General features: G+C 59.2%; 14 protein-coding genes. 8 read left to right on the forward strand and 6 right to left on the reverse strand.

Going from position 1 to position 12805, the window contains the following annotated elements:
• The first annotated feature begins 106 nt into the window (after window positions 1-106).
• The 5 genes from ykgO to ASC96_RS29065 all read left to right on the forward strand — a co-directional run bounded on the left by ykgO (window position 107) and on the right by ASC96_RS29065 (window position 3913).
• Window positions 107-232 (forward strand): type B 50S ribosomal protein L36, encoded by a 126-nt coding sequence (ykgO, locus tag ASC96_RS29045; RefSeq protein WP_034855034.1) that lies wholly within the window; start codon window positions 107-109, stop codon window positions 230-232.
• Window positions 233-407: 175 nt separating this feature from the next.
• Window positions 408-1001 carry a hypothetical protein gene (locus ASC96_RS29050; protein WP_112834516.1) on the forward strand — a complete coding sequence of 198 codons (594 nt, stop codon included), beginning with the start codon at window positions 408-410 and terminating at the stop codon, window positions 999-1001.
• Between the two features lie 119 nt (window positions 1002-1120).
• Complete coding sequence (locus ASC96_RS29055) at window positions 1121-2119, forward strand: alpha/beta hydrolase (RefSeq protein ID WP_060506606.1); 999 nt, start codon at window positions 1121-1123, stop codon at window positions 2117-2119.
• Window positions 2120-2205: 86 nt separating this feature from the next.
• Complete coding sequence (locus ASC96_RS29060; RefSeq protein ID WP_060506516.1) at window positions 2206-2922, forward strand: hypothetical protein; 717 nt, start codon at window positions 2206-2208, stop codon at window positions 2920-2922.
• A 328-nt stretch (window positions 2923-3250) separates the two neighbouring features.
• Entirely contained in the window at window positions 3251-3913 is a 663-nt protein-coding gene (locus tag ASC96_RS29065; protein ID WP_060506517.1) for a hypothetical protein, read from the forward strand.
• A 271-nt stretch (window positions 3914-4184) separates the two neighbouring features.
• Here the strand turns inward: ASC96_RS29065 and pyk are convergent, their stop codons facing one another.
• Both pyk and ASC96_RS29075 read right to left on the reverse strand, forming a co-directional pair.
• Entirely contained in the window at window positions 4185-5624 is a 1440-nt protein-coding gene (pyk, locus tag ASC96_RS29070) for a pyruvate kinase (RefSeq protein WP_060506518.1), read from the reverse strand.
• Window positions 5624-6046, reverse strand: coding sequence for a DUF1036 domain-containing protein (locus ASC96_RS29075; RefSeq protein ID WP_244482369.1), 423 nt, complete (start codon window positions 6044-6046; stop codon window positions 5624-5626). Before ASC96_RS29075 ends, pyk begins: the two co-directional genes overlap by 1 nt.
• A gap of 246 nt (window positions 6047-6292) precedes the next feature.
• Between ASC96_RS29075 and ASC96_RS29080 the strand changes: the two genes are divergently transcribed.
• The 3 genes from ASC96_RS29080 (at window position 6293) to ASC96_RS29090 (ending at window position 7814) form a co-directional block, all read left to right on the forward strand.
• Window positions 6293-7087, forward strand: a complete 795-nt coding sequence (locus tag ASC96_RS29080; protein WP_060506519.1) for an N-formylglutamate amidohydrolase — start codon at window positions 6293-6295, stop codon at window positions 7085-7087.
• 19 nt (window positions 7088-7106) lie between these two features.
• Window positions 7107-7412, forward strand: a complete 306-nt coding sequence (locus ASC96_RS29085; RefSeq protein WP_060506520.1) for a DUF1244 domain-containing protein — start codon at window positions 7107-7109, stop codon at window positions 7410-7412.
• A gap of 138 nt (window positions 7413-7550) precedes the next feature.
• The gene (locus tag ASC96_RS29090) at window positions 7551-7814 is read left to right on the forward strand and encodes a DUF2312 domain-containing protein (RefSeq protein WP_037100007.1); all 264 of its coding nucleotides are present in this window, start codon (window positions 7551-7553) and stop codon (window positions 7812-7814) included.
• Window positions 7815-7938: 124 nt separating this feature from the next.
• On the opposite strand, the gene msrA is transcribed toward ASC96_RS29090, so the two are convergent.
• The 4 genes from msrA to ASC96_RS29110 all read right to left on the reverse strand — a co-directional run bounded on the left by msrA (window position 7939) and on the right by ASC96_RS29110 (window position 12784).
• On the reverse strand, window positions 7939-8460 hold the full coding sequence (msrA, locus tag ASC96_RS29095) for a peptide-methionine (S)-S-oxide reductase MsrA (RefSeq protein ID WP_060506521.1): 522 nt from the start codon (window positions 8458-8460) through the stop codon (window positions 7939-7941).
• The gene (msrB, locus tag ASC96_RS29100; protein WP_060506522.1) at window positions 8460-8906 is read right to left on the reverse strand and encodes a peptide-methionine (R)-S-oxide reductase MsrB; all 447 of its coding nucleotides are present in this window, start codon (window positions 8904-8906) and stop codon (window positions 8460-8462) included. Before msrB ends, msrA begins: the two co-directional genes overlap by 1 nt.
• A gap of 280 nt (window positions 8907-9186) precedes the next feature.
• Window positions 9187-11049, reverse strand: a complete 1863-nt coding sequence (locus ASC96_RS29105; protein ID WP_060506608.1) for a DUF882 domain-containing protein — start codon at window positions 11047-11049, stop codon at window positions 9187-9189.
• A 184-nt stretch (window positions 11050-11233) separates the two neighbouring features.
• Window positions 11234-12784 carry a sigma-54 dependent transcriptional regulator gene (locus ASC96_RS29110; protein ID WP_060506523.1) on the reverse strand — a complete coding sequence of 517 codons (1551 nt, stop codon included), beginning with the start codon at window positions 12782-12784 and terminating at the stop codon, window positions 11234-11236.
• Between the last annotated feature and the right edge of the window lie 21 nt (window positions 12785-12805).

Consider the following 12805-nt stretch of genomic DNA (forward strand, 5'->3'; position numbering starts at 1 on the left):
TTTGCCTGCCACCCTAAGAGCGCGCTCGGCCTTAACGGTCTGCAAGCGCGCTTTTGATTGTTAAAGACCGGCGCACTCAAAACCGCCGAAACTGCGGATCAGAAAAATGAAGATCAAAAATTCGCTTAAGTCGCTGAAGGCCCGTCACCGCGAAAACCGTCTGGTTCGCCGCAAGGGTCGCGTCTACATCATCAACAAGCTGAACCCGCGCTTCAAGGCCCGTCAGGGCTGATCCATCGTGCGCGCCGGAAGTTTGTGCTTTCGGAACGGCCACGCATGGATTGAGTGCGCTCGGGTACGCTTGCTTTCAACAAAGTTGGCGTCCCAGGCGGTTCATCAGTTTGATGTCTCAAATTTGATTTGATCTTCGGCCATGGCGGACTACCTTATCTGCCATGGTTAAACTCATGTCTTCATTTTTGATTCTCGGTAGCATTCTGGCGGCAACAGCCACCAGTCCCCTGCCCGCCTTTGCAGCTGACGCGGCACAGGCCTCGGTGACGTCTGAACTGGCGACACCCAAGCAGCGGATCGACACCCTTTTTGCAGAACTGAAGCGGGAACGCGATCAGGACAAGGCGCGCGAGATTTCCAACCGGATTCGCGTGGAGTGGCAGGATTCCGGCAGCGCCACCATCAACCTCCTGATGCAATGGGCTTCCAAAGCCGTCGAAACCAACCGGCAGGCAACGGCGCTGGATATTTTCGACCAGGTCATTACCCTCTCTCCGAACTATGTCGAAGGCTGGAACCAGCGGGCTACGCTGCATTACCAGATGGGCAATTACCGTAAGTCGATGTCCGACATCAATCGGGTTCTGGCAATCGAACCTCGTCATTTCGGCGCGCTGGCCGGCATGGCCGCCATCCTGACATCGTCCGGACAGGATGAACTGGCGCTGCGTGCCTGGGAACAGTTCCTCGATATCTACCCGGCCGACCGCAAGGCGCAGGAACAGCTTGGCGAACTGGAAGAAAAACTTGCCGGCAACCGCACATAATTCCGCCCGCCCAGCGAAACCGTAGCGCCCCCTTCCTCGTATCGGACAATAACCGGCCCATCCTGCCGATTGGCCAGCACGCGGAAGAGTGATTGATGAATTTCGTCTTCAGGAAAGTCATGCTGTTCATCGCATCCCTGTTCCTAGCCGCCCTCGCCACCGGGTTCGGCTTCAGTTCCTATCAGGCTTCAGCCTTCGAACGCGATAATCCGAATACCGGCGAGCGTATCGATGTCGGCGGCTACCGGATGAACAGCGTCTACATACCGCGCCCGAAAAACGCGGATTTGCCCACCCTCGTGTTCATCCATGGGGCAAGCGCCAATCTGCGCGACCCGATGGTCGCGTTCCGCAGCAAGCTGGAAGGTCGCGCCGGCATGCTGTTTCTCGATCGCCCTGGCCTCGGCTTTTCCGACCGCGGCGGGCCACAGAACGCCCATCCCGATGGTCAGGCCGATGCCATCGCTGCCCTGATGAAAAAGCGCGGCATCAAGAAGGCCATCATCGTCAGCCATTCCTTCGGCGGCGCGATTGCCGCGACCTTTGCCTTGAACCACAAGGACATGGTGGCGGGCCTTCTGTTTCTATCCCCGGCGACTCACCCGTGGCCCGGCGGTATCGAATGGTATTACAACGTCACTAGAACGCCGGTGCTCGGCTGGCTGTTCGCCACCCTCGTAGCGCCCCCAATCGGTCTTGCTTCGATCGACAAGGCGACCAAATATGTCTTTGCACCCAATCCGCGTCCCGACAGCTACATCAAGGATACCGCCGCCTATCTGGCAATCAGACCGGCCGCCTTTCGCAACAATGCCATCGATGTCGCCAATCTGCTGGAGTACGTGAAGCGGGTTTCGCCACGCTACAAGGAAATCAAGGCCCCAACCGTGATCATCACTGGCGATGCCGACCGTGTCGTCCTGCCCGAAATCCACTCCCGGCAACTGCACGCGGACATCGCCGGCTCGACACTGCTGCGTATCCACAATCTCGGCCACAAGCCGGACTACATCGTCACGGACCTGGCGATCGCCGCGATCGAATCCCTGGCGGGCAAGAAGCGTGACCTGAACGCACTCGCCACACAGGCAGAGGCCAGGATTACCGTGGTAAACTAGCTTCCTTTCAGCAACTTACCGCTTACGCGAAAGCCCCATGCAAGTTGCCGATTGCAACGTGCGGCCTCAATCTGGAGGTCAATCTTATGCAGATCGGCGGCATTGCCACAACCTATCCCCTTCGAAATACGACAGCAGCGGCAAACGCCACGTCGGTCGGGGTGACGGCCGATGCTCAAAGCCCGCGGGACCGGGCACTTGAGATGCTGAAAGACACGGCCGAAACGGATGCGGCCGACATAAAGGCGCGGGCCAAGCAAAGGCTGGAGGACGCCAAGAAGCAGCTGGAATTTCTGCGCCGCTGGAATTTCGATCCGGAAGTCCTGGCCCGGCAGGCGGGCCATCTGGCCCGCGAAGTCGGCGCTGCAGCCAAGGACTTTGCATCCGCTGTTTCCGGCAATTCCGCCGGGGGAGCGGCTACGGCCAACACGACAGAAGCAGCGGTAGGACTGAAAGCACAGCCTGAAACGGCAGAGACGGACGGTGACGGCGTATCCTTTGCCCAGAAGGCCTACCAGGACACGATGAAGGACGCCACGGAGCAGAAGACCACCTCGGCCGCCGATCGTAAGACGCTTGAGGAATTCAAGGCGGCGGCGCAGGAGATCAAGGCTTTGCTGGAAGAAGCCGTGAGCCGCATGCGTGAGCAGAAGAATGCTGATCAGAATGCCATAAGCGAAGCGCAAAAATCCGGCGCACACCTGGACCAGGCCATTCAGGGATTGAGCGCCGCACTCGGCGGCGGCTCGGCGGCCGGAACACCGGGCATGGTGGTCGCGATCCCCGCCAGCATCACCATCTGAGCCGATAGTCCAAGGAAAGCCATCGGCTTGCTTCCCGGCAGCTGAACCGCATGGGGAAGACTTGCTTTTATAAAAGCCGGTTTTCGCCGAAGGCAAGACAGACCCTGATCCGCTCGTTCCGCGAGGCGTTCCCACCGCCCGACTGGAGGGCGAGAATGCGTGCTTTGCACCATCAGGATATGTTGACAACGCGCGAACCAACCCATCGTTTCCACCGGCTCGATAGGCTGCAGCCTAACCCTTCATTCAACTTTTTATTGTATTCAGTGGGTTGCCGCACGTCGACTTTCCGAAGGTGGGGCAATGAATGATTGCGAGTGGGGGCAGCATGCCGGATACCGTCTGGGTCAGTAGCGTCATGACCGACTACAGCATCGGAGACAAGCAAGGCATCCGTGAAAAATTCTATGGCGGAGATTGGGCGCCTCCGACATTTAAACTCGGTGTCGAACCGGAGCATGTGTATAAAGCCCACCGGCGCCACATCGCAGGTGGTGCGCTCGAGCGCACCGACTTTCCCGAGGCAATGTATGTATTTGCCGAAAACAACTGGAAGCGGGTGGGCGATCTGTTCTGTGCTGGGACCTTCTATGCGGTGAAGGGCAGACTTGCTGACGTGTTGAAAGATTTCGACCTCGGCAGCGGCGGATTGATCGAATTTCCAATCTACCAAGCCGATAAGACAACCCGGCTTCCTGGCCCTTTCTATCTGCTCAACTTTGGTGCGGTGAAGGACAATTTCGTGACGAGCGAAAGCCGCAAGCTGTATTCCCTCCGGACTGTAGCGGAAAATGGATACGAGCTCTGGGCGACGGATGATCTCGAGGACGGCGATATCGCGCTGACAGCAGCGGCTTTCGAGGGGGCGGACCTGTGGCATGAGCGCAAGCTTGAAAGGAGGCTCTTTATGAGCGGGCGGCTTCACGACGCCGTCCTGGCGGCAAAGATAAAGGTCAAGTTTCGCTTCGCGAAGGTACGGATCATCGCTTAGTGGTGCCGCCGGATGCGGTACCCACTTCAAACTTCGCCGCTGCCGTATCGTTTGACGGATTGAAGTGTCCGCCTTAGGCATCGGCCCACCATACACTTTATGGCGCTTAACCTCGTCCCGATCTGTTTTCTGCACACAGGATGAAACTATCTTCTCAAAAAAAACCGCCTGCAACGTCAACGCTGCAAGCGGTTCAGCTCTCCCAGATGCTTCAACCCCGAATTCAGTCAGGGGATGGGCTCCGGGGCCATTCAATCGTTCAAAGCCCGTCTCAGACGCCGCTAAGGCCGTCGGAGCCGATATAGGCGATGCGCAGCATGTTGGTCGCGCCCGGTGTTCCAAGCGGCACACCGGCCGAGATGATCACTCGGTCGCCCGGCTTGCCGAAACCTTCCGTCGCAACGATACGGCAGGCGCGGTTGACCATGTCGTCCAGATCGGTCGCATCGGACGTGACGACGCAATGCAGGCCCCAGACGACGGACAGACGGCGGGCCGTCTGGATAACCGGCGAAAGCGCCAGGATCGGAACCTGCGGACGCTCACGCGCCGCGCGCAGGCCGGTCGTGCCGGAGGACGTGTAACAGACGATAGCCGAAAGATTCAGGGTCTCGGCGATCTGGTGGGCAGCCAGCGAAATCGCGTCGGCGCCAGTGGCTTCCGGCGGGGTGCGCTGGGCATAGATGATGCCCGGATAATGCGGATCGGTTTCGATCTTGCTGGCAATCGAGGCCATCGTCGCAACCGCTTCCACCGGATAGTCACCGGATGCCGATTCCGCCGACAGCATGATCGCATCGGCGCCCTCGAACACGGCGGTCGCAACGTCGGACACTTCAGCGCGGGTCGGGACCGGAGCCGAAATCATCGATTCCAGCATCTGGGTGGCGACGACGACCGGCTTGCCGGCGCGGCGGGCGGCCCGGATCAGCTGCTTCTGCAGGCCGGGAACGGCCTCGAGCGGCATTTCCACGCCCAGGTCACCACGGGCAACCATCAGCGCATCGGACAGTTCGATGATCTCATCGATCCGTTCGATCGCCTGCGGCTTTTCGATCTTCGACATCAGGCCAACGCGGCCGCGCGAGACCTTGCGCACTTCCGACAGGTCTTCCGGGCGCTGGATGAACGACAGGGCTACCCAGTCGACATCATCAGTTTCTAGCACAGCGTCAAGGTCGGCACGGTCCTTTTCGGTCAAGGCGCCGACGCTCAGCAGCGTATCGGGAAGGCTGACGCCCTTACGGTCGGAAATCTTGGTGCCGGCGATAACGGTGCAGACAATGCTCTTACCATCGGACTTGTCGGCGCGCAGATGCAGCTTGCCGTCGTCGATCAGCAGGCGGTGACCCGCCTTGACCGATTCAAGGATTTCCGGGTGCGGAAGGTAGACGCGGGTTGCGTCGCCCAACTCATCCTTGTTGTCGAGCGTAAACGTCTGGCCGGGAACCAGATCGACCTTGCCGGCAGCGAACTTGCCGACGCGCAGCTTCGGTCCCTGGAGATCGGCCAGAATGCCGATCGGACGACCACAGCGCGCCTCGACATTGCGGATGCGCTTGATCAGCGTGCGCATCATGTCGTGGCTGGCATGGCTCATGTTGATCCGGAAAAGATCAGCCCCCGCCTCATGCAGCTTCTGGATCATCTCTTCTTCGCTCGATGCCGGTCCGAGCGTTGCAAGGATTTTGACTTTTCTATTCCGCTTCATCAGTTATGGCTTTCTTGAGTCCCTGGGGTATCGGACAACTGAACCATCCAGCTTCCCTGACGCCCCGTGTCGTATTCCTTGAATCCCATTCGCTGGAAACCCCGCGCAAAGCAGTCCTGCACGCCGGTTACTTTGAACTCGTTTTCGGCAACGCACATATTGACGTCACCCGTCCAGCGTCCACCGCGAGCTGCATCTTCAGCATAGAGATAATAGTAGCGTGATTCGAGTTCGCCCTCGATCAGGGTGGCGCAGGTGGTCGCGGGAACCTGCCACCAGCCCTCTGTGATCCAGCCTTCCTTGGCACGGTAGCCGATCGCCACGCCGACCAGATTTTGGGTACCATTGCAGACACGGAACTCGGCGCGGGCTTCACTTGCGATGAGGGCCGGCGAAAACGCGGTCAGAACGAAGAGGAGAATGGTGCTTAAGGACCAGTTCCGCAGAGTAAGCCTGGAAAAAGGATATCTGGACACGGTTTCCACTGGGTCTCCGTTGGGATTAGTCGAGAGACTTTCTTGCGACGATGGGGCTCGAATGTCAACGTAAGTCTAATCGATTACATCCGGGTTTTTATTGTCGGAAACATCGCAAATCCGCCATTGTCTTGCGATTGCCAGCACAGCGTGTCATCAAATTCCGTCAAGAGCCAAACGAGTTGATACTGTATGCCGGAAACATCGCCCTTCGAGATCATTGCAGGAAACAATGCGGCCGGGTTGGTGCTGCTCGCCGATCACGCCACCAACCTCTTGCCAGCCGAATATGGCAGGCTCGGCCTTCCCGAAAGCGCCTTTGCGCGTCATATCGCCTATGATATCGGTGTCGAGGCTTTGGTCCGGCGGCTGGCAGCGCGGCTTGGCGTTCCCGCCGTGCTCAGCCGATTTTCACGGCTGCTGATCGATCCGAACCGGGGCGAAGACGATCCAACACTGATCATGAAAATTTCCGATGGCGCCATCATTCCCGGCAATCACCCGATAACACCGGAGGAATGGGAAAACCGCCTCAACCGTTTCCACCGTCCCTATCACCGCGCCGTCTCGCAGACGATCGCGGATGTCAGTGCAGCAAGCGGCAAGGCACCGCTGGTCATTTCCATCCATTCCTATACCCCGGCATGGAAGGGCGTAGCCCGCCCATGGCATGCCGCCGTCCTTTGGGACAGCGACCCGCGCGCAGTCACGCCGCTGATCGAAGCGCTGGAGGTTTCCGGTGACATTGTTGTCGGCGACAACGAGCCTTATGATGGCGCGCTGCGCGGCGACACGATGTTTCGTCACTGCATGGAAACCGGCCTCGCCCACGCCTTGATCGAGGTGCGGCAGGACCTGATCGGCGACGATAGCGGCGTTGCCGAATGGGACGTTCGTCTTGGGCCTGTCCTTGAAAATTTGAATGCCCGCCCCGAATTGCACGAAATCAGGCGCTATCCGTCACGGACGGGACCCTACGCATTCTGATAACTGAAAGAGACCGACGATGATCGACCTCACAGCACAACAACAGCTCGAATTCGAAGCCGCTGCTTTTCGCCGCCTCCTTTCCCATTTGCGCGAACGCAGCGATGTCCAGAATATCGATATGATGAACCTGGCCGGGTTTTGCCGCAACTGCCTGTCCAACTGGTATCGCGATGCCGCCAACGCTGCCGGCATCGATATGGACAAGGAACAATCCCGAGAGATCGTCTATGGCATGCCTTACGAGGAATGGCGGGCGCTCAACCAGCGGGAAGCGTCGAGCGAACAAAAGGCTGCCTTTGAAGCGAGCAAGCCAAAGGAATAACGGTCCTCATCGCCCGCTCAGGCCGGAAATCCGCCACATGTTACGCAATGTCACTTGACCTTAGCCGCACTTCGCGGCAGGTCACACCCTCACAAATTCAGTCCACCCTCATTGATATCCCCCAACAAGGAGAACACCATGTCGGATGCCCACGGCGTCGCACGCGACCAGCTTCGTTCGTTCATCGAGCGCATCGAACGGCTGGAAGAAGAAAAGAAGACCATCGCCGACGACATCAAGGATGTGTACGGCGAGGCAAAGGGCACGGGCTTCGACACGAAGATCCTGAAAAAGGTCATTGCCATCCGCAAGCAGGACAAGGACGAGCGCGCCGAACAGGAAGCCATCCTCGACACCTACCTCGCCGCACTGGGCATGATCGAAGCTCCAGACGCCGAGTAAAGCCGTCGGGGAAAATGGATGCCGCTGCAATCGAAACCGTTGCAGCATAAACACCGAAAAGGCCGGTCTCGACCGGCCTTTTGTCATTTTTGAACGCTCTATGAATTGAGCGACGAGAATCGTCTCACGCGGCTACTTCGCTGCCCTTGTCCCGGCGCGGCAGTTTCCAGCCAGGACGGATGAAATGGCAGGTATAGCCGTTCGGAATCCGCTCCAGATAATCCTGGTGCTCGGGCTCAGCCTCCCAGAAATCGCTGACAGGTTCCACTTCCGTTACCACCTTGCCCGGCCACAGGCCTGAAGCGTCGACATCGGCAATCGTTTCAGCCGCGACGCGCTTCTGCTCCTCGCTGGTGTAATAGATGGCCGAGCGATAGCTGGTGCCTCTATCATTCCCCTGCCGGTTTTCTGTCGACGGATCATGAATCTGGAAGAAGAATTCCAGGAGATCGCGATAGCTGATCCGCGCCAGATCGAAGGTGATTTCTATCCCTTCGGCGTGACTGCCATGATTGCGATAGGTCGCATTGCGGACATCGCCACCCGTGTAACCCACCCGGGTATCGATGACGCCGTCATAACGGCGAATGAGGTCCTGCATGCCCCAGAAGCAGCCACCGGCCAATACTGCGCGTTCGGTTGTCATCAGATATCCTCCACCTGTGCGAGATAGTCGCCATAGCCTTCCGCTTCCATCTCGTCACGCGGGACAAAACGAAGCGAGGCCGAATTGATGCAGTAGCGCAGTCCACCACGATCGCGCGGACCGTCGGTAAAGACATGGCCGAGATGGCTGTCGCCGTGGGCCGAACGGACTTCCACACGCACCATGCCATGCGATACATCGCGGAGTTCAGCGACATGGGCCGGTTCGATCGGCTTGGTAAAACTTGGCCAGCCGCAGCCGGATTCATACTTGTCGGACGACGCAAACAATGGCTCGCCCGAGACGATATCGACATAAATTCCCGGCTTCTTGTTATCATTGTATTGCCCGGTGCCCGGCCGCTCCGTGCCGTTCTCCTGCGTGACGCGATACTGTTCCGGAGACAGTTTCGCAATCGCTTCCGGGGATTTGCTGTACTTCGGCATTCGCACACTCCTTGTCCGTTTCAAACGGGATCATCTTTCCGGCCTTCCAGTGCATGCGTACCACGTCACGCAGAAAACTACAGCGAGCGGGGAAACGCGCAGCCAGCAAAAGAGATGACGGGGATATAGGAACGCAGGTGGGCTTTCGCCACAGGCGCAGGCGACAGAAACTCTTCCTCAGCCGCACATTTCCGTGATGCCGGCGGACCGATGCTACGGGGTCAAAATGCAAAAAGCCCGCTGTCGCCAGCGGGCTTTTCCTGATGTTTCACCAGTTGTTTCAGTTGGTGCTGAATTTCTTCACTTCCAGGAAGTTGACGGCGTTGCCGCTGAACCGGGCCGTGTCGGCGGAAACCGCTTCGTTCGAGAAGCCCGCCGAATAGACCGTCGTCGGCGAAGCGCGCAGCGCCTTGCTGACAAAGCGCGGTGCCTTGACCGGCTTGGACAAGGTCGCCATCCGGCCGTTGGTCAGAGCCCAGGAGGAAATGATCTGCTGCGTCAGCTTCGGCTCGGTCCGCACGGACGAACGGGTCGCTGCATCGGCCTCCTGTTTCTTCGGACGCTTGCCCTTGGCGGGCGCTTCGACATTGCCTTCAAAAGCGTCATCAAAGACTGTGGCGCGCGCTGCGGCACCCGATTGCGGCACGAACGCAGCCATTTCGACAGGCTGTTCCTTCTGCGTCGGCTGCGCCAGCGCAACGCGTGTCTGCGCTTCGGCTGCAGCTTCCACCGGCTGCTGTGCAAGAGCGACCGCCTGCGGCTGTACCCGTTCGGCAAACGACGGGATGGCAACATTGGCGTCGGCGACAGCCATCAGCGCTTCTTCGCCCGCAGGCCGCGCACCGGGAACCGGGACGAAGCCGAGAGCTGCGACATCTTCCGGCAACACCGCTGCATTCGGGTCGGTGGATGCCATCAGCGTATCGCTGCCTGCATCACCGTTCGCACCACGCTTGCCGAGCATCTGCGGCACTGGAATCTTGTAGGCGGTCAGATCCGCATATTCGCTCTCGGCCGTCACCGCCGGCGTCGGCAAAGCGGCAGCCCAGGCTTCCTGCGAGGTTTCCTTGGTCGGTGCAACCAGCGCCGTCTGAATGCCGGCATCGGCATCCCTGAAGGCCGGCCTTACACCGGGAACGGGAGCAGCGACAGCCTTCTGCTGGGCCTCTGTCTGTGCAACGGAATTCTCGACGCCAGGCAGAGCCTGTTCTGCCGCAGCAACCTGCGTGACCTTCGGCTTCGCAGCCGGCTGCTCGTCAGAGCCTTCGAGATCGGCATTGGCAATTGCGTTGGGTTCTTCATCCTCGTCGCCACCACCGCCAAACAGCATGGCAAACAGATTGCCCTTGCGCTTGGTGGTATCCTTATCGCCGGCACCCTTGGCGCCGCCGCCCGCGACTTCGATGCCGCTGGCGCCAACACGGCGCTTATAATCTGCAACAGCCAGTTCATAGCCCGGCAACGGCTTGCCGTCGGCCGGGACATGCAGGGTCTTGCCGTCGGGGAACAGCCGCACGAGTTCGTTGCGGTTCATGCGCGGCCAGGCGCGAACGCCGCCGACGTCCATGTGAATGAAGGGCGAGCCGGATGTCGGGTAATAGCCGACGCCGCCAACCTGGAACTTCATGCCGATTTCACGCACGGTCTTGAGCTTGACGTCAGGCAGATAGAAATCCATCGCCTTGCCGAGCATATGCTGGCTCTTCTTGGCCACACCCTTGGAGCGCGACCGCAGCATGCCGTTGGTGGCTGGCGAACGATAGGCCGAAACCACGTGAATATAATCGCGCGAACCGCTCTTCTGGTAAACTTCCCAGACAAGGTCGAGAAGACGCGGATCCATCTTCGTCGGCTCGTTGCGGCGCCAGTCGCGCAGGAAGCGGTTGATCTCCTGCAGACCCTTGGCGTCGTAGCGGCCATTGCGCTTGAAGGTGATCGACGCCTTTTCCTGGGTATGGATGAAATAGAGTTTGAGCGTCCGCGTCTGGCCCGCAGCCTCTACAGGAGGCGCAAAGCCAGGCGTGACCATGGAGGCTGCGATCAGAAGCGATGCGAGAACACGCGGCGCCTTACGGGCCGCCGCGGCGCAAAAGCGGGCTATCACGGAGCCGCTAGGCTTCTTGAATCCGAACAAATTTTGCAAACTCAATCCCCGTCCGACGGACAAAGCGTCCCGTGGCTGCTCAGATGACTGTCAATTGCGGTGACAGCATGGCAAATATGCCACAGTCATCGGTTATCCTTATAATATAGTGAATGGTTCACTAACAAGGTCTAAACGACAACAGCCAAATGCGACGGATCGTTACGGGTTGTTATCCCTGGTTTTACGCGGCCTCGCTGAACGGATCGTCCGGATTAATGCCATAATCCTTGAGTTTACGGTACAAAGTCGAGCGGCCAATGCCGAGTTTGCGGGCCACCTGGCTCATCTGCCCCCGGTAGAACTTCAACGCAAACCGAATCAGTTCCTCTTCCACATCGGCCAGCTTCCGCACATTTCCGCCATCATCGATGCTGGCGATCGCATTGTCTGGATGCTGATCCGGCGCCGAGTTGCGCAAATCCACCTTCTCGGCAGCGCTGAAATGCGGGTAGACCGGCGGCAGATAATTGGCCTCAGGGACTGTTCCCTTTGCCGGTCCGGTTTCCTCCCAGGTAAAGCCCGACTTCTCCGCGACGACATAGCCAGGAATCTGCGTAGCGATCTGCGGGAAGTCCTTCACCGTCAGTTCGGCACCCTCAGCAAGCACCACGGCCCGGAAAATCGCATTTTCCAGCTGGCGGATATTGCCCGGCCAGTCATAGGCGGTCAGAAGCGCCATCGCCCCACTCGACACCGAGAGCGGTGACGCCAGCCGCTGCTCCACTGCGAAGCGTTCAACGAACGTGCGCACCAGAACCGGAATGTCTTCCTTGCGCTTGCGCAGCGCCGGCATGGCAATCGGGAAAACGTTCAGCCGGTAATAGAGATCTTCGCGGAAGCGGCCTTCGCGCACCTCGTTGATCAGGTCCTTGTTGGTGGCCGAGATCAGCCGGACATTGACCTTCTGCGGATGACGGGCGCCGATGGTTTCGATCTCGCCCTGCTGGACAGCCCGGAGCAGCTTGACCTGGACGTCGAGCGGCAGATCGCCGATTTCGTCAAGGAACAGCGTGCCACCGTCGGCATCGGCAAACTTGCCGATATGCTTTTCGGTAGCGCCGGTGAAGGCACCCTTCTCATGACCAAAGAGAATGCTCTCGACCAGATTATGCGGAATGGCGCCGCAATTGACCGTGATGAACGGCTTGCCGGCCCGCTCGCTGGCATGCTGGATAGCCCGGGCGACCATTTCCTTGCCAACGCCGGATTCCCCTTCAAGCACGATCGGAATGTTCGACTGTGCAGCACGGCGCGCAAGATCCAGCACACGGATCATCGCCGGGCTTGCCGAGACGATATCGTCGAACCCGACCGTGCCGCTGCGCGACCGTTTTGCCGCGCGGCCGCTCTTGCCTTCGCGATGGTCCATCTTCAGCGCATTGGCGATCGCGACGGAAAGCCGTTCGGGCGATACGGGCTTGACGACGAAATCGAAGGCACCGGCCTGCATGGCGAGCACCACCGTCTCGATGCCGCCCTGCCCGGTCTGTACGATGACAGGTGTATCGATGCCGCGCTCGGCGATCGCCTCGAGAAAACCATGACCGTTCATTTCCGGCATCATCAGGTCGAGAAGGATAACACTGATCAGCCCGCGCTTGCGCTCCAGCAGTTCAAGACCGCTGCGGCCATTGTCGGCGAGATGGGCAATATGACCGAGACGCTCGATCATGTTCGTCAGCAGCCGGCGCTGAACCGGATCGTCATCGATGACGAGAATTTGGGATGTCATGAAGGCCTCCTGCTTTCCGCG

The sequence above is a fragment of the Rhizobium sp. Root1204 genome (assembly GCF_001424965.1).
Taxonomy (GTDB): Bacteria; Pseudomonadota; Alphaproteobacteria; order Rhizobiales; family Rhizobiaceae; genus Pararhizobium.